Genomic DNA, 15,748 nt, shown 5'->3' with positions numbered 1-15,748 from the left:
GTCTCTGCCAGCTTGTCCTCACAAGAAAGGATGACTCATGTCTATCAAACGCCCGAATGCCGAGGAAGTCGCCGATCTCGCCGCCAGTCTGCACATGAACATGACGGTCGAGGAGGCCGCCGAATATCTGTCGCTGATGGGCGGCATGTTCGACCAGTACGACATCATCGATGAGCTGCCGAACCCGCTGCCGCCTGTGAAATATCCGCGCACGCCCGGCGCCAAGCCGATGCCTAAGGAGAACAAGTACAACGCCTGGGCGATCAAGACCGAGGTGAAGGGTGCGTCGTCCGGCAAGCTCGCCGGCCGCACGGTGGTGCTGAAGGACAACGTCGCGCTCGCGGGCGTTCCCATGATGAACGGCTCGACCACGCTCGAAGGCTTCATTCCCGCCGCCGACGCCACCATCGTGTCGCGTATTCTCGATGCCGGCGGCACCATCGTCGGCAAGGCCGTCTGCGAGCACTTCTGCCTGTCCGGCGGCAGCCATACCTCCAATCCCGCGCCGGTGCATAATCCCTGGAAGATGGGCTATTCGGCCGGCGGCTCGTCCTCGGGCAGCGCTGCGCTGGTGGCGGCCGGCGAGGTCGACATGTCGATCGGCGGCGACCAGGGCGGCTCGATCCGCATTCCCTCGTCCTATTGCGGCATCTACGGCATGAAGGCGACGCACGGTCTCGTTCCCTACACCGGCGTCATGCCGATCGAGTCGACGATCGACCACACCGGGCCGATGACCAAGTCGGTCGCCGACAACGCGCTGCTGCTCGAAGTGCTGGCCGGCGCCGACGGCCTCGACCCGCGGCAATATGCGCCGAAGGTCTCGGCCTACACCGAGGCGCTCGGCAAGGGCGTCAAGGGCCTCAAGATCGGCGTGCTCAAGGAAGGCTTCAGCGCGCCGAACATGGAAGAGGGCGTGGTCAGCAAGGTCAAGGCCGGCGCGGAGCGCTTCGCCAAGATGGGCGCGTCCGTGTCGGAGGTTTCGATCCCCGAGCACATGCATGCGCTGGCGGCGTGGAATCCGATCACGCTCGAAGGCTTCCTGGTGCAGATGATGCTCGGCAATGGCATGGGCTTCAACTGGAAGGGCCTCTACGACGTCGGCCTGCTCGACGCGCATTCCGGCTGGCGCACGCGCGCCGACGATTTGTCGGTGACGTTGAAGCTGACCATGCTGGTCGGGCAGTGGGGCCTCGAGCACTACCGCGGCCGCTACTACGCCAAGTCGCGCAACATCGCGATCCAGGCGAAGGCGGCCTATGACGCGATGTTCGGCTCCTACGACCTCTTGCTGATGCCGACCCTGCCGTGCGTCGCCACGCCGATCCCGGCCAAGGACGCGCCGCTCGCCGAGGTGGTGCAGCGCGCCTTCGAGATGACCGCGACGACCAGCCCGTTCGACGTCACAGGCCATCCGGCAATGACCCTGCCATGCGGCCTCTCGGACGGCCTGCCGGTCGGCCTGATGCTGATCGGCAAGGACTACGCCGAATCCACAATCTACCAGGCGGCGGCGGCGTTCGAGGCCGACGGCGACTGGAAGACCTTCTGATGATCACCATCACCGCGGTCATCAGGGCCAAGGCGGGACATGAGGCCACGATGCGCGACGCTCTCGTCGCCGTCGCGGCCCATGTCGCGGCCAACGAGCCGGAGACGATCGGGTTCTTCATCTCGCAGAGCGAGACCGAGCCCGGTCTGTTCACCACCTATGAGCGCTTCGCCGACAAGGCCGCGATGGACCGCCACAACGGCTCCGCCGCGGTGGCGACCTTCTTCGGCATCGCCAAGCCGATCCTCGATGGCGAGGTCATCCTGGTGACCTCGCAGGAGGTGTCGGCGACGCTGCGGTAGGGGCAGGCGCCAACCGTCTCCACAGTCATTCCGGGGCGATGCGACAGCATCGAACTATGGTGCGCAATTGCGCACCTGAGAATCTCTAGATTCCGGGTTCAGCCCTGACAGGCTGCCCCGGAATGACGAAGACTATATCAACAAGAGGAACCCCGCCGATGCTCCGTCTGCACGGCATCCTGGGACGCGCCAGCGACAAGGCCTATGCCGGCCGCATCCACGCGCTGGAGCATCGCGGCGGCATCGAGCTGCTGTTCGTGCCGCCGGCCGATGCCGGCCGCAAGCGCTTCCGCCTGACCACCGACCGCGGCACCGATTGCGCCGTCAGCCTCGACCGCGATGAGGAGTTGATCGACGGCGCGCTGCTGCATCTCGATACGGAGCGCGCGATCATCGCCCGCTTCGGCGAGCAGCAGGTCCTGCGCCTCAAGGCGCGTGACGAGGCCAGCGCGCTCAAGCTCGGCTGGCATGCCGGCAATCTGCACTGGCGCGTCCGCTTCGAGGGCGACAGTCTCGTCGTGCTGCTCGACGCCCCGATCGAGACCTATCGCGCGCGGATCAAGCCGCTGCTCGACGTCGGCGAAGTCGTGGAGCGCGTGCATGTTTGACCGCGGCGAGGCGCTCGCGATGCTGCAGCTCGGCGACAGCGCCTTTCCCGCCGGCGGCTTTGCCTTCTCTTGGGGCATCGAGGGCCTCGCGGCCGATGGCCTGCTGTCCGACCGTAGCGATCTCGACGGCGTCGTTGCCGATCACCTTGCGCAGCGCTGGGCCACGATGGATCGCATCCTGCTGCGGCGCGCCTGGCACGCGAACGACATTGCCGCGATCGCCGCCGTCGATCGCCTCGCCGAGGCGACAACGCCGTCGGCCGAGATGCGCGAGGGCTCGCGGCGCGCGGGCAGGGCGCTGCTCGGCGTCTGGGTCAAGCTCGTCGGTCCTTTATCTCAAGCGTACCGTGCCCGCGTTTCTTCCGACGCGCGGCTTGGCCATCTGCCCGTAGTCCAGGCCATCACAGGCCGCGATGCCGGCCTTGGTCTCGACGCGGCCGAACTGGTCTCCGGCTGGACCCTCGTCACCGGCCTCGTCAGCGCCGCCGTGCGGCTCGGCCTGATCGGCCACATCGACTCGCAGCAGAGTCTAGCACGCGCCCGCGCGCGTCTCGCCGAGCTGCTTGCCAACACACCCGACGACGACGCGATGCCGTCGAGCTTCACGCCCTTCATCGATATCGCCATCTCGCGCGGGCCGCTGCGGCGCGTGCGCATGTTCACGACCTGAGGTGCTGCGCCATGATGAATCTGTCTCCGACGGAGCTCGATCGTCTCGTGATCTTCAGTGCTGCGCAGATGGCGCGGCGCAACCGTTCGCTGGGCATCAAGCTGAGCCATCCCGAAGCGGTCGCCTACATCACCGATGAGGTGATGACCGCGGCGCGCCGTAATCTGCCCTATGCCGAGATCCGCGACATGGCCGGACGGCTGCTCACATCAGACGATGTCGAGCCCGGCGTCGCCCAGATGATTCCGATGCTCTATGTCGAGCTGATGTTCGCCGAGGGCACCAAGGTGATGGCGCTGTTCGAGCCGATCCAGCCGGCCGAAGGCGCGGCCGCCGAGACCATCGTGCCCGGCGAGATCATCGCCGGCGGCGACGACATCGCGATGTTCAGCGAAGTGCCGGCGGTCACCATCGACGTCGTCAACACCGGGGATCGCGATATCCAGGTGCGCAGCCATACCCATTTCTTCGAGGTCAACCGTGCGCTGCGCTTCGACCGCGCCGCGGCCTGGGGCATGAAGATCGATCGCCCGGCAGGACTCGGAATGCGCTTCGAGCCGGGGATCTTCAAATCGGTGCGGCTGGTGCCGATCACGGGCGACCGGATCGTGCGCGGCCAGGCCGGGCTGGTCAACGGTCCGCTTGACGCGCCCGGCGCGCGCGATGCCGCGCTGAAACTCGCGCAGTCGCGCGGTTATCTGGGAGCTTGAACTCGTGGCCACGCTGACCCGCCGCGCCTATGCCGAGCTGTACGGCCCCACCAAAGGCGATCTTGTCCGTCTCGCCGACACCAGCCTGCTCGCCGAGATCGAGCACGACTACACGACCTACGGCCACGAGCTCTTGGTCGGCGCCGGCAAGAACCTGCGCGACGGCGAGGCCATCGCCGGCCACCGCACCTCGTCCCACAAGATCCTCGACGTCGTCGTCAAGAACGCGACCATCGTCGACGCCGTGATCGGCATCGTGAAGGCCGACATCGGCATCCGCGACGGCCGCATCGTCGGCATCGGCAAGGCCGGCAATCCCGACATCATGCCGGACGTGCATCCGGACATGGTGGTCGGTCACACCACCGCGCCGATCGCCGGCGGCCCGTTCATCGTCACCGCGGGCGCGATCGAGAGCCACGCGCATCTGATCTCGCCGGAGCAGTCGGATCACGCGCTGGCCGGCGGCACCACCACGATGGTCGGCAACGGCTCGGGGCCGGTGTTCGACGTCGGCTCAGGCTCGGGCCCGAACTTCGGCCATTTCCTCAAGTCGATCGAGTTCTCGCCGCTGAACTACGCGCTGTTCGGCCGCGGCGGCTCCGATCCCGCAGCGGTCGAGGAGGCGGTCGCGGCCGGCGGCATGTCGGTCAAGATCCACGAGGACTTTGGCGCGTCGCCCGATGTCATCGACAAGACCCTGATCGCGGCGGATCGTCACGACTTCGCGGTGCATCTGCACACCGACTCGATCAACGAATACGGCTTCTGCGAGGATACGATGGCCGCGGTCGATGGCCGCACCATCCACATGTATCACGTCGAGGGTGCCGGCGGCGGCCATGCGCCCGACCTGCTCAAGGTGGTGTCCTGGCCCAACGTCATCCCGTCCTCGACCAACCCGACCAATCCCTATACCTCCTATGGGATGGAGGAGGGCGTGCCGATGACGATGATCTGTCATCAGCTCAACTACAATGCGCCGGAGGATGTCATGTTCGGCGAGGCGCGGGTGCGGGCGCAGTCGATGGCGGCGGAGGATTTCCTGCACGACATGGGCGCGATCTCGATCTTCGGCACGGATACGCAGGGCATGGGCCGGCTCGCCGAGAACGTCGCCAAGTGCTGGCAGCTTGCGAGCGTGATGAAGGACCGCATCGGCCGGCTGCCGGAGGAGACAACTGTTCGGGCCGACAATGAGCGCATCAAGCGCTACGTCGCCAAGCTCACGATCAATCCGGCTATTGCCGTCGGCATCGATCATGTCGTCGGCTCCATCGAGGTCGGCAAGATGGCCGATCTCGTGCTGTGGCCGCGCGCCTCGTTCGGGCTCAAGCCGTACATGGTGATCAAGAACGGCTTCCCAGTCTGGGCCGCGATGGGCGACGGCAACGGCAGCCTCGGCCTGTCGGAGCCGATGATCCAGAAGCGGATGTGGGGCGCGCTCGGCGCGGCGCCACAGCGGCTCGGCGTCAACTTCATGTCGAAGCTCGCGGTCGACGCCGGCATCCGCGGCAGGCTCGGGCTCGGCCGCGAGACGGTGCAGATCAAGAACGTGCGCCGCCTGCGCAAGACCGACATGGTCCGCAACGCCGCGATGCCGCATGTCGAGGTCGATCCGCAAACTTTTGAGGTGCGCGCCGACGGCAAGCTGTTGATGTGTCCGCCAGCCACCACCGTGCCGCTTGCCAGGAGGTTCATGCTGCGATGAGCCGTCTCGCTCTCACCCGCACCGATGCGCCGATGACCGCCGCGCGCGTCGGCATCGGCGGCCCCGTCGGCTCCGGCAAGACCGCGTTGGTCGAGCGGCTGATCCCGGCGCTGCAGGCGCGCGGCATCGACATCGCCGTCATCACCAACGATCTCGTCACCGCCGAAGATGCCGAGCGCGTGCGGCGCTCCGGCCTGATCGACCCCGAGCGGGTCTCGGCGGTCGAGGCCGGCGCCTGTCCGCACACCGTGATCCGCGAGGACCCGACGCTCAACATCGAGGCCGCCGACGAACTGGAGCGGCGCTTTCCCGGCGTCGAGCTGATCCTGCTGGAGAGCGGCGGCGACAATCTCGCCTCGACCTTCTCGCGCGACCTCACCGATTTCTGGATGTTCGTGATCGACGTCGCCGGCGGCGACGACATCCCGCGCAAGCGCGGCCCCGGCGTCATCCGCGCCGATCTCCTGGTGATCAACAAGGTCGATCTCGCCCCTCATGTCGGCGTCGATCTCGCGCGCATGCAGCGCGAGGCGACGGACGTGCGCGGCGGCCGGCCGGTGCTCCTGACCAACTGCCGGCGCGGCGAAGGCGTGAACGCAATCGTCGATCTGTTGGAGCGCGAGGTTTTGTTCCGCTCGTGAGCGCTTCCGCCCCAGAGCCGCCGCGGCTCGATCTCTCCTTCGTCCGCCGGGGCGGACGTACCGTGATCGACCGGCGCCTGTTCGCCTGGCCGTTTGTGCTGACGCGCAGCTTCCACGCCGATGCTGCGCGGCCGGATTGCCTCAGGGTGATCTTGCAGACGGGCAGTGGCGCGGTGCATGGCGAGGACCGGTTGACGCAGCGCTTCACGCTATCTGCGGGTACAGCCGTTTGCGTGGCCACGCAGGGCGCCACCTCAGTACATCGCGCCGAGCCGGGCGCACGTGCCAAGGAGCAGGTTCTGCTCCGGGTCGCGACCGGCGCCAGGCTCGACTATCGGCCGGAGCCGCGCATCCTCTTTCCCGGGGCGGCCCTGTGCCAGGTGCTCGACCTGAACTGCGCCGCCGATGCATCGGCGCTCGTCACCGACGCCTTCACGATGCATGACCCGGACGGGCAAGGACGCTTGTTCCGCGAGCTCGACTCCGCGCTCGTCGTGCGCCGGACGGGCGAGGAGCCGCTCCTCATCGACCGTATGCATCTGAGCGATCCTGATGTCGCCGTCTTCAACGGTCATCGCGCGTTCGGCTCGGCCGTGCTGATGCTGCCGCCGACGAACGATCTCGCCGCGCTCCGCCAGCGTCTCGCCGATGCGCTGTCCTGCATCGACGGCCTCTACGCCGCGGCGAGCCTGCTGCCGGAGAGCGCCGGTCTCGGCGTGCGCCTCGCCGCCCGCGAGATGCGCCAGCTGCGCACCGGATTCGACGCGATCGCCGCGATCTATCGCGAGGCGGCGGCTCAGGCCCCGAGCGCGCCGGCGACGGCGCGGCCGACCGCTGCGTGAACCGCGTTGCGCTTCTCGTCGCTGGCCTTGGTCTCGGTGAGATAGCTGCTCACGAGGACCGGCGCGCGCCCTGTCGGCCAGATCACGGCGACATCGTTGCTGCTGCCGTTGTCGCCCGCGCCGGTCTTGTCGCCGATGCGCCATTCGCCGGGCAGGCCGGCGCGCAGCTTGGCGCCACCGGTCTTGCAGGCGATCAGCCAGCCATTCAGGACATCGCGCGACGCCGCCGACAGCGCAGTGCCGGTGGTCAGCTTCGCCAAGGTCTGGGCCATCGCCGCGGGCGTGGTGGTGTCCCTCGGATCGCCGGGCACGCTTTCATTGAGCGCAGGCTCGATGCGGTCGAGCCGGGTGATGGCGTCGCCGAAGCCGCGGATGGCGCGGGTCAAGCCGGCGGGGCCGCCGAGCGTCGCCAGCAGCAGATTCGCCGCGGTGTTGTCGCTGAGCGTCACGGTCGCCTCGCACAATTCGCCGACCGACAGGCCCGACGTCCCCACATAGGCCTTGGTGACCGGCGCATAGGACAGGATGTCTCCTTGCGCGATCGGAATGCGGCGCGCCAGCTGCTCGGAGCCGGCATCGACCTTGGTGAGGATCGCGCCCGCCAGCAGCGCCTTGAAGGTGCTGCACATCGGGAACCGCTCGTCGAGCCGATGGCCGCCGAGGGCGCCGCTCGCGGTGTCCAGCAGGGCCACGCCGAGCCGACCGCCGCTGTCGGCTTCGATGCCGGCGATCGTCGCCTGCAGGTCGGCGGCAAGCGCCGGCTTCGCCGCCAGCAGCGGCACGAGTGCGAGCGGAAACAATTGCCGCCGTGTGTACATCGTCATCGAGCGTCCTCGAGTGACGCCGTCTCGAGATCGAAATCGGCCCACACCGGCACGTGATCCGACGGCTTCTCCCAGGCCCTGACATAGCTGTCGATGCCGACCTCGACCAGCCGGTCGCTGGCTTGCGGCGACAGCAGCAGGTGATCGATCCGGATCCCCATGTTCTTCTGCCAGGCGCCGGCCTGATAGTCCCAGAACGTGTACTGCCCCGGCGCGTCGGTGACGGCGCGCAGCGCGTCGGTGAGCCCGAGGCCGAGCAGCGACTGGAAGCTCGCGCGCGTCTCCGGGCGGAACAGCGCGTCCTCGACCCAGGCCTCGGGGTTGGAGACGTCGGCGGCGGCGGGGATCACGTTGAAGTCACCTGCGAGGATCAGCGGCTCCTCGGTCTTCAGCCGTTCACGCGCGTAGTCACGAAGCCGCGACATCCATTTGAGCTTGTAGGGATATTTTTCCGTGTTCGGCGGGTTGCCGTTGGGCAGATAGAGGCAGGCGATGCGCACCACCCCTCTCTTGAGGCTGACCACGCCCTCCAGGAAGCGCGCATGCACGTCCTCGGCATCGCCATCGAGCCCGGACTTCGTTTCGTCGAACGGCAGCTTAGACAACAGCGCGACGCCGTTGAAGGTCTTCTGACCGTGGGTCACGACGTTGTAGCCGAGCGCCTCGATCTCCAGCCGCGGGAATGCGTCGTCCGTGCACTTGATCTCCTGCAGGCAGACGATGTCCGGGGAGCATTCCTTGAGCCAGGTCAGAAGGTGATCGATCCGCTGCCGGACCGAATTGACGTTCCAAGTGGCGATACGCATGGCCTGAGGTTCCCGGGGGGAAAGAGAAACGGCCCCGGTTAGATCAAGCCGCGACCACTCCGGTCAAGGCGAATGGCGTGGGAATCACAGGCGTCGCAACAATGCCATGCACGGTGCGGCATGGTCGGGGGCGCGCGCTGCGCGTATTCATGCGGCCAACACCCAGGGAGATCATGATGGACCATCGACGTCTCGGCCATTCCGGCCTCCGCGTGCCCGCGCTCAGCTTCGGCACCGCGACCTTTGGCGGCAGCAACGACTTCTTCAAGGCCTGGGGCGGGACCGACGCTGACGGCGCCTCCCGGCTGATCGACGTCTGCCTCGATCATGGCCTCTCGATGTTCGACAGCGCCGACGTCTATTCGGACGGCCTGGCCGAGAGCATTCTCGGCCAGGCCATCAAAGGCAAGCGCAACCGCCTGCTGATCTCGACCAAGGCGACGTTCCCGAAAGGCAGTGGCCCGAACGACTATGGCTCCTCGCGCCAGCATCTGATCGAGGCGATCGACGGCTCGCTCGCGCGGCTCGGCGTCGACCACATCGACCTGTTCCAGCTGCACGGCCAGGACTACAACACGCCGGTGGAGGAGACGCTGTCCACGCTCGACCAGCTCGTGCGCGCCGGCAAGATCCGCTACATCGGCTGCTCCAACTTCTCCGGCTGGCACCTGATGAAGTCGCTGGCCGCCTCCGACCGCTACGGCTATCCGCGCTATGTCGCGCATCAGGCCTACTACTCGCTGCTCAACCGCGACTATGAGTGGGAGCTGATGCCGCTGGGCCGCGACCAGGGCGTCGGCGCCGTGATCTGGAGCCCGCTCGGATGGGGCAAGCTGACCGGCAAGATCCGCCGCGGACAGCCGGCCAAGCCCGGCACCCGCGCCCACGACATCGCCGGCACGGGACCGCATTACGAGGAGGAGCGGCTGTATCGCGTCGTCGATGCGCTCGACGGCGTCGCCAAGGAGACCGGCAAGACGATTCCGCAGGTGGCGCTGAACTGGCTGCTGCAGCGCCCGACCGTGTCGACCATCATCGTCGGCGCCCGCAACGAGAGCCAGCTCATGGAGAACATCGGCGCGCTCGGCTGGAGCCTGGCGGCGGAGCACGTGGCCACGCTCGATGCCGCCAGCGACATTCCCGCGGCCTATCCGGTCTGGCATCAGCGCGGCTTCCCGATGCTGAACGAGCGGCGCTAGCCGACGAGCGAAACTGCTGTGGACCATCGACCGCAGGCCTCGTGCCTGCGGCGCCGATGCATTTGACGACGTCCCCCGGCCGGCACTAAAATCACGCTTCGATCGTCACGTGGCCGCGCTCCGGTCATTCTGGAGCCGCCACAACGGGGGGCATCGACCCCGGACCGATCGGCGGTTGAGCCTCACGACTGTGCCGGACCCGCAGTCTTCAATGTGACGATGTTTGGCTCACTAAGTCGTCCCGGCGAACCGCATCCGATTTGTGTTGAAGAGCGAAACTCTTGCTCCTCACCCTGAGGAGCCCGCCGCAGGCGGGCGTCTCGAAGGGCGAGGCCCACACTGTGGCCTCATGGTTCGAGACGGCGCTCCGCGCCTCCTCACCTTGAGGGCCGCTCCGAGAGCGGCGCTGCACCTTGATCATGCGAAGCTGCTTACGGCGAACGAGGGTGGCGTATTCGGCTCGCCGGCTGTGCGATCAAATGCTCCATCCCTCTGCCGGATACGCCAGCGCCTCCGCCGGCTTGATCTCAGCGCCCAGCCCGTTGCAAAATCGGCTGGCATAGAACGCCAGCGGCAGGCCCTCCTGGTGGCGGCACCAGCGGACCTCGCCGATGAACAGCGTATGGTCGGCGATCTCGATCGCGTTGACGACCTCGCAGCCGAACTGCGCGATCGCCTGCGGCAGCAGGAAGAATCCATCGCGTTCGTCGAAGCTTGGTGCGCCCTGCGGCAGCGGTGCGCCGGCGAAATGCCGGCCGATCGCGACGTCATCCGCCGCGAGCACGTTGACCGCATAGCGGCCGGAGGTACTCACCGCCTGCCAGGTGCGGCCGCGCTTCAGCGAGACCAGCACCGTGGGCGGCTGCATCGAGACCGTGGTGAAGCTGTTCGCGGTCATCCCGACCGGTGCGCCCTGGGCATCGCGGCTCGTCACGACGGTCACGCCTGTCGAGAACCGCGAGGCGGCAGCGCGAAAGCTGGCCGGGTCCGGATGATGGCTCATCGGCTTCTCTCCGCCATCACGCTGCGAGCCTTGCCCGGTCATCGATCCAGGCATGAATACGCCGGTCGCTCGCCAACCGGTCCCACTGCCGCTCCGGATAGTTGAAATTGTCGGTGAACTCGTCACAGAGCGCGCGATCCTGCGCCATGGTGAAGATCAGCCGGCCCATCGCCTCCGACGGCGGCTGCAGCATCAGATTGGTCCAGCGCGCCGCGGCGAGCACGCGGTTCTCGCGCGCGCGATCGACCGTCTCGACGAAGCGGTCGTCGAACGCCACGGCCTCGGTGATCGCCTTGCCGAGTTCGAACGCGGCGTAGGAAGCCATGTTGGCGCCCTGGCCCATCATCGGATCGACCACGGAGTGCACGTCGCCGAGCGCGATCGCGATCTTGCCGTCGTCGAAGCTCACCGAGGAGCGCCGTACGGTCGGCACCACGGCGCCCTGCAAGAGGTCCAGCGGCTGCAGATCGAAGCGGTGCGTGTCGATCCGGTTGTAGGTGTGCGGATGGTGCTTTTCGAGCTTGTCGAGCAGCGTCTGCCGAAAGGCCGAGGGATCGGCGTCGTAGTTGAGCGACACCAGCTCGGCCATGTCGCCGCCGGGAATGTTCTCCATCAGCAGCGCCGTCTTCATGCCGCCGAAGGTCAGCGTCGGGATCACGATCATCTCGCCATGGCCCGGCGACACCGACAGCGTGACGCCGCGCGGATCGTCACCCTCGGGGCTGCCGTGATCGACGCCGTCATAGAGGCCGACGCAGAGCAGGCGCTGCGGCTGGTTGTAGGGCGACAGCTCCGGCCGATGGCTGAACATCCGCCCGAGCGCGCCCTTGCCGGTCGACACCACCAGCAGGTCGAAGCGCGCCACCAGCGCCGGAATGTCGTCGTCCTGGATGCTGGCGTATTCGATCGTGCCGCCGCGATCTTCGAAATCCTTCATCAGCGCCGGCAAATAGATCCGGTAGTCGACCGCGCGGCTCGGCTGCTTGAAGGCGCCGCGGAAGAGCAGGGGGCTGCCCGGAAAATTGAAGAAGTGATCATGGTGGTGATAGACGACATCGGGATCGTCCCAGTGGTTCACGCCGAGCTCGTTCTCGCGCGCCACCGTGATGCCGTGATGCGCCACCGTGTTCATCAGCCGCGTTGCAGCATACTGCTCGGGCGCGCGATCCGTCAGGACGGTCGCCTGGATCCCGTGCTGCTGCAGATAGAGCGCCAGATGCAGCCCGCCGATGCCGGCGCCGACGATGCCAATCGACTTCTCCATGGGTCTCCCCTCCCTGTGATCTTTTTTGAGAGGCTAGACTAGGCCGCCTCCTGACGTATACGGAATAGCCAGAATAAAACTCATTCCGGGGAGGAATGGATGGACCGGATCGACGCGCTGCAGACCTTCATCCGGGTCATGGAGGCCGGCAGCTTCACCCAGGCTGCGGCTGATCTCGGCCTGGGACAGCCGGCGATCACCAAGCGCATCGCGCTCTTGGAGGAACAGTTCGGCTGTCGGCTATTCGTACGCACCACGCGCAAGCTGCGGCCGACCGCCGAGGCCGACCGCGTGCTCAAGCTCGCCAAGGACATCGTCACCTTGTTCGAGAGCGCGGGCATGCCGTCGCCGAAGCGCGTCGGCGCGCCCTCGGGCACCTTGCGGATGACGGTGCCGACCTCGTTCGGCCGCTTCTTCTTCGCCGACATCTTTGCGGAGTATGGCCGCCGCTATCCCGAGGTGCGGCTCGACATCCGCTTCACCGAGCAGTTCGTCGACCTCGTCGAGACCGGCACCGAGCTCGCCATCCGCATCGGCTTGCTCTCATCGAGCTCGCTGGTCGCGCGACGCGTCGGCACGGTCAAGCGGCTGCTGGTCGCGGCGCCATCGCTGCTCGCGAGACACCGCCCGCCGCGCCTGCCCAACGATCTGCGCCAGCTTCCTTGTGTGACCTATTCGCGGCTGTCGCCGAAGAACGAGTGGAGCTTCGAATCCGAGACCGGCCGCCACGTCGTCGGCATCGCGCCCTCGCTCACCTGCGACGACGCCGACATCATGGCGCTGGCGGCGCTGGAAGGCCTCGGCGCCGCCGTCCTGCCGGACTGGTGCGCGGTGTGCCACATCGCCTCCGGCAAGCTCGTCCACCTGCTGCCGGACTACGATGTGCCGTCGCTGCCGCTCCACGTTGTCTATCCCGACCCGCAATGGATGTCGCACCGCGCCCGCCTGTTCCGCGACCTGATCATCGAGCGCGCGGACGTGTTCGCGATTGGTGCGGCAATGGCCACAAGAGTATAGCGATGTTAGAACTCATTGTAGGTGAGGTCAGAATGAGCGCGGTGCCCGTGAATGCGCCCTCTCCCCTTGCGGGAGAGGGCTTGTAGGACAGCGCGGCAAGCTCGGTTGGGTGAGGGGATGTCTCCACAAGCCGCGATCGCGGAGAGATACCCCTCACCCGAATGAGTGCGTCGAGAAGCCGGTGCAGCCCTCTCCCGCAAGGGGAGAGGGCGCTGTGTCAGGCAGCGCACGCTGCTGCGCCATCGATTTCCTCTGCAGATCCGGTCAGCGCAAACGCTTGTTAACGCTGAGGATGAACATCACCGGCGCTCTGATTGACGCGCCGTCTCATCTGCCCGCAATCTCCGCGCGATTTCGCAAGCAGTCATATTGCAGGGGCAGGGGATCGATGAACGAGGCCGCGAAGCCAGGCATTCCGCTGTGGTTCAAGCTTGCCTATAGCGCGTTCTGCGCGGTGCTGGTGCCGACCTATCTGATGGCCTACGGCCCGACCAACTTCCTGTATTTCTGCGACGTCGCGCTGTTGACGACGCTGGCCGCGGTCTGGCTGGAGAGCCCGCTGCTCGCCTCGGCGCCGGCGGTCGGCATCCTCCTGCCGCAGGCGTTGTGGGTCGTCGACTTCCTCGGCACCGCTGCAGGCGTGCCGTTGACGGGCATGACGGCCTACATGTTCGACGCCAAGCTGCCGCTGTTCACCCGCAGCCTGTCGTTCTTCCATTTCTGGCTGCCCTTCGTGCTGGCCTGGCTGGTATGGCGGCTCGGCTACGACCGCCGCGCCTTCGCGGTCTGGACCGTCGCCGCCTGGGCGCTGTTGTCGGTGTGCTACTTCCTGATGCCGCCGCCACCCGCGACCAGCGACCTGCCGGTCAACATCAACTACGTGTTCGGCCTCAGCGATGCCCTGGCGCAGAGCTTCATGCCGGCTCCGGCATGGTTCGCGATGCTGCTGATCGGCCTGCCGCTCGTGATCTTCTATCCGACCCACCGACTGTTGCTGCGCTATGCAGGCCGCGCGCCGGTGTTGACGGTTGTTCCCGCAAGGTTGTGATCCGCGCGTCTCTTTGAGGGTCGTCGGCACGCGCCGCCCGCTGGCGTCGCTTCGGACACCGGCCTCTCCGCCGTCATTGCGAGCGAAGCAATCCAGAGTCCCACGCGCGGCCTGGATTGCTTCGCTTCGCTCGCAATGGCGAAGATGCTAAGGCTTTGCCTTGAACGGACCGATCGAACCGCGTGACGAAGGAGATGACGATGCGGCTGGCAGTGATTTCCGATGTGCATGGCAATCTGCCGGCGCTGGAGGCGGTGCTCGCGGACATCGAGACACGCGGGGTCGATGCCACTGTCAATCTCGGCGACTGCGTGACCAGCCCGTTGTGGCCGCGCGAGACATTCGACCTGCTGGAGTCGCTGCAGTTGCCGACCGTGCGTGGCAATCATGACCGCTGGATCGAGGAGTTTCCGGAAGAGAGGCTCTCTCCCGCCGGTCGCTTCGCTCGCGCGGCGCTGACCGCCGAGCAGCGCCGGGTGTTGCATGCGCTTCCGCCACGGCTCGCCCTGGAGCAGGGCATCCTCGCCGTCCATGGCACGCCCGACGACGACTGCGCCCTTCTGCTCGAGGAGATGCTCGATGACGGCCGCTACGTCCCGGCGCGACGCGACGTGCTGGCCTCGCGCCTCGTCAATCTCGGCGGTGCCACGCTCGTGCTGTGCGGCCACAGTCATCGGCAGGCGATGGTGCAGGTGCCGCGCGGACCCCTGGTGGTCAATCCCGGCAGCGTCGGCTGTCCCGTGTTCGGCGACATTCCTATTGCGGCACAGCTCGAATATCGCTCGCCGCACGCCCGCTACGCCGTGCTGACGGAGCGCCGCGGACATTGGCAGGCCGAGCTGCTGGCGCTGACCTATGACTGGGATCGCGCGGCGGCGCGCGCCGCCGAAAACGGCTTTCCGCATTGGGCCGGCGCCTACGCCTCGGGCGCGGTGATCTGACAGGGTACGACGACGCGGTGCTTGGCGAGGTACTTGGCGAGGCGCTATGCGATCGGCCATGCCCGTCGGGCAAATCAAGGCCGCTTCATCGCTGTTGTGCGCGATGCAACGGGCGGCACCGGCTTTAAATCTGCCTGCGCGCAGAAATTCATTTCTCCAACGCCTTCAAGCTGATTTGCCCTGTCCAGTCCTGCTGCGAAAAATATCGCTGTTTCGTTTTTCCGGAATTCATGCTTCGATGGGCCCGTCCCGCCCCGGCACGAGGGGCGTATCGCGATCGTCATGACACGCGGGGTGGGATGCGATGGGCGCTTGGGGCTGCAGCATGGCTGATGCCGTGCGGACGAACAGCCCTGGCGCACGCCGAAATCGCATGGTCCTGGCCTCCCGATGCTGAGGCCAAGCCGGTGGGGACGATGATCCGCCGGCGACGGGGGCAAGACAGCCGGTCCCCGGGGAGAGTGCGTATAAGGCGTAGAGCCGTCGTGCAGGGAATGCCGGTTGACCGGCTGGACCTGTGGTGACTGCCGCCTGCTTTCTTTCTGCAGGCGGGCCATGGGTTGCGGCCAGCACCCGGCATTCCCTGCGCCCTCGACCTGAACGAGGGGGA

At 66.9% G+C, this 15,748-nt stretch carries 16 protein-coding genes; 12 read left to right on the top strand and 4 right to left on the bottom strand.

All coding sequences use genetic code 11. The features are described from left to right. The first annotated feature begins 37 nt into the window (after positions 1–37). From ACQR1X_RS10910 to ACQR1X_RS10875, 8 genes are all read left to right on the top strand, one after another. Complete coding sequence (locus tag ACQR1X_RS10910; protein WP_434898793.1) at positions 38–1,552, top strand: amidase; 1,515 nt, start codon at positions 38–40, stop codon at positions 1,550–1,552. Then, positions 1,552–1,854 (top strand): putative quinol monooxygenase, encoded by a 303-nt coding sequence (locus tag ACQR1X_RS10905; protein ID WP_257164995.1) that lies wholly within the window; start codon positions 1,552–1,554, stop codon positions 1,852–1,854. The genes ACQR1X_RS10910 and ACQR1X_RS10905 overlap by 1 nt, the downstream gene beginning before the upstream one ends. 158 nt (positions 1,855–2,012) lie before the next feature. After that, positions 2,013–2,462, top strand: a complete 450-nt coding sequence (gene ureE, locus ACQR1X_RS10900) for an urease accessory protein UreE (RefSeq protein WP_434898792.1) — start codon at positions 2,013–2,015, stop codon at positions 2,460–2,462. Next, positions 2,455–3,132 carry an urease accessory protein UreF gene (locus ACQR1X_RS10895; protein ID WP_434898791.1) on the top strand — a complete coding sequence of 226 codons (678 nt, stop codon included), beginning with the start codon at positions 2,455–2,457 and terminating at the stop codon, positions 3,130–3,132. Before ureE ends, ACQR1X_RS10895 begins: the two co-directional genes overlap by 8 nt. Before the next feature lie 11 nt (positions 3,133–3,143). After that, the gene (gene ureB / locus ACQR1X_RS10890) at positions 3,144–3,842 is read left to right on the top strand and encodes an urease subunit beta (protein WP_434898790.1); all 699 of its coding nucleotides are present in this window, start codon (positions 3,144–3,146) and stop codon (positions 3,840–3,842) included. Positions 3,843–3,846: 4 nt separating this feature from the next. Continuing rightward, positions 3,847–5,553, top strand: coding sequence for an urease subunit alpha (ureC, locus tag ACQR1X_RS10885; RefSeq protein ID WP_434898789.1), 1,707 nt, complete (start codon positions 3,847–3,849; stop codon positions 5,551–5,553). Then, complete coding sequence (gene ureG, locus ACQR1X_RS10880; protein ID WP_434898788.1) at positions 5,550–6,194, top strand: urease accessory protein UreG; 645 nt, start codon at positions 5,550–5,552, stop codon at positions 6,192–6,194. Before ureC ends, ureG begins: the two co-directional genes overlap by 4 nt. Then, positions 6,191–7,036: an urease accessory protein UreD gene (locus tag ACQR1X_RS10875; RefSeq protein WP_315799802.1), complete on the top strand. Its 846-nt coding sequence runs from the start codon at positions 6,191–6,193 to the stop codon at positions 7,034–7,036. Before ureG ends, ACQR1X_RS10875 begins: the two co-directional genes overlap by 4 nt. On the opposite strand, the gene bla is transcribed toward ACQR1X_RS10875, so the two are convergent. Beyond that, entirely contained in the window at positions 6,991–7,860 is an 870-nt protein-coding gene (gene bla, locus ACQR1X_RS10870) for a class A beta-lactamase (protein WP_315799803.1), read from the bottom strand. The genes ACQR1X_RS10875 and bla overlap by 46 nt on opposite strands. Then, positions 7,857–8,666: an exodeoxyribonuclease III gene (xth, locus tag ACQR1X_RS10865; RefSeq protein WP_434898787.1), complete on the bottom strand. Its 810-nt coding sequence runs from the start codon at positions 8,664–8,666 to the stop codon at positions 7,857–7,859. Before xth ends, bla begins: the two co-directional genes overlap by 4 nt. A 176-nt stretch (positions 8,667–8,842) precedes the next feature. Here xth and ACQR1X_RS10860 point away from each other — a divergent pair, with 176 nt between their 5' ends. Continuing rightward, positions 8,843–9,865 carry an aldo/keto reductase gene (locus tag ACQR1X_RS10860; protein ID WP_434898786.1) on the top strand — a complete coding sequence of 341 codons (1,023 nt, stop codon included), beginning with the start codon at positions 8,843–8,845 and terminating at the stop codon, positions 9,863–9,865. A gap of 475 nt (positions 9,866–10,340) precedes the next feature. Here the strand turns inward: ACQR1X_RS10860 and ACQR1X_RS10855 are convergent, their stop codons facing one another. Together ACQR1X_RS10855 and styA are read right to left on the bottom strand one after the other, a co-directional pair. Beyond that, entirely contained in the window at positions 10,341–10,868 is a 528-nt protein-coding gene (locus ACQR1X_RS10855; RefSeq protein WP_434898785.1) for a flavin reductase family protein, read from the bottom strand. Between the two features lie 16 nt (positions 10,869–10,884). After that, positions 10,885–12,132 (bottom strand): styrene monooxygenase subunit StyA, encoded by a 1,248-nt coding sequence (styA, locus tag ACQR1X_RS10850; RefSeq protein ID WP_434839834.1) that lies wholly within the window; start codon positions 12,130–12,132, stop codon positions 10,885–10,887. A gap of 99 nt (positions 12,133–12,231) precedes the next feature. On the opposite strand from styA, the gene ACQR1X_RS10845 reads away from it, so the two are divergent. From ACQR1X_RS10845 to ACQR1X_RS10835, 3 genes are all read left to right on the top strand, one after another. Further along, on the top strand, positions 12,232–13,149 hold the full coding sequence (locus ACQR1X_RS10845) for a LysR family transcriptional regulator (RefSeq protein WP_434898784.1): 918 nt from the start codon (positions 12,232–12,234) through the stop codon (positions 13,147–13,149). 388 nt (positions 13,150–13,537) lie between these two features. Continuing rightward, on the top strand, positions 13,538–14,197 hold the full coding sequence (locus ACQR1X_RS10840) for a hypothetical protein (RefSeq protein ID WP_434898783.1): 660 nt from the start codon (positions 13,538–13,540) through the stop codon (positions 14,195–14,197). Between the two features lie 200 nt (positions 14,198–14,397). Further along, on the top strand, positions 14,398–15,138 hold the full coding sequence (locus ACQR1X_RS10835; protein WP_434889398.1) for a metallophosphoesterase family protein: 741 nt from the start codon (positions 14,398–14,400) through the stop codon (positions 15,136–15,138). Positions 15,139–15,748: the final 610 nt, after the last annotated feature.

It is taken from the genome of Bradyrhizobium sp. HKCCYLRH3073, assembly GCF_051167995.1.
Classification (GTDB): Bacteria; Pseudomonadota; Alphaproteobacteria; order Rhizobiales; family Xanthobacteraceae; genus Bradyrhizobium.
This window is presented reverse-complemented; position numbering and strand designations above follow the sequence as displayed.

What these genes read in the sequence shown, in the direction of transcription:
- ACQR1X_RS10910 (WP_434898793.1), top strand. Translation starts at nt 38, where the DNA reads ATGTCTATCAAACGCCCGAATGCCGAGGAAGTCGCCGATCTCGCCGCC.
- ACQR1X_RS10905 (WP_257164995.1), top strand. Translation starts at nt 1,552, where the DNA reads ATGATCACCATCACCGCGGTCATCAGGGCCAAGGCGGGACATGAGGCC.
- ureE (WP_434898792.1), top strand. Translation starts at nt 2,013, where the DNA reads ATGCTCCGTCTGCACGGCATCCTGGGACGCGCCAGCGACAAGGCCTAT.
- ACQR1X_RS10895 (WP_434898791.1), top strand. Translation starts at nt 2,455, where the DNA reads ATGTTTGACCGCGGCGAGGCGCTCGCGATGCTGCAGCTCGGCGACAGC.
- ureB (WP_434898790.1), top strand. Translation starts at nt 3,144, where the DNA reads ATGATGAATCTGTCTCCGACGGAGCTCGATCGTCTCGTGATCTTCAGT.
- ureG (WP_434898788.1), top strand. Translation starts at nt 5,550, where the DNA reads ATGAGCCGTCTCGCTCTCACCCGCACCGATGCGCCGATGACCGCCGCG.
- bla (WP_315799803.1), bottom strand. Translation starts at nt 7,860, where the DNA reads ATGACGATGTACACACGGCGGCAATTGTTTCCGCTCGCACTCGTGCCG.
- xth (WP_434898787.1), bottom strand. Translation starts at nt 8,666, where the DNA reads ATGCGTATCGCCACTTGGAACGTCAATTCGGTCCGGCAGCGGATCGAT.
- ACQR1X_RS10860 (WP_434898786.1), top strand. Translation starts at nt 8,843, where the DNA reads ATGGACCATCGACGTCTCGGCCATTCCGGCCTCCGCGTGCCCGCGCTC.
- ACQR1X_RS10855 (WP_434898785.1), bottom strand. Translation starts at nt 10,868, where the DNA reads ATGAGCCATCATCCGGACCCGGCCAGCTTTCGCGCTGCCGCCTCGCGG.
- styA (WP_434839834.1), bottom strand. Translation starts at nt 12,132, where the DNA reads ATGGAGAAGTCGATTGGCATCGTCGGCGCCGGCATCGGCGGGCTGCAT.
- ACQR1X_RS10845 (WP_434898784.1), top strand. Translation starts at nt 12,232, where the DNA reads ATGGACCGGATCGACGCGCTGCAGACCTTCATCCGGGTCATGGAGGCC.
- ACQR1X_RS10840 (WP_434898783.1), top strand. Translation starts at nt 13,538, where the DNA reads ATGAACGAGGCCGCGAAGCCAGGCATTCCGCTGTGGTTCAAGCTTGCC.
- ACQR1X_RS10835 (WP_434889398.1), top strand. Translation starts at nt 14,398, where the DNA reads ATGCGGCTGGCAGTGATTTCCGATGTGCATGGCAATCTGCCGGCGCTG.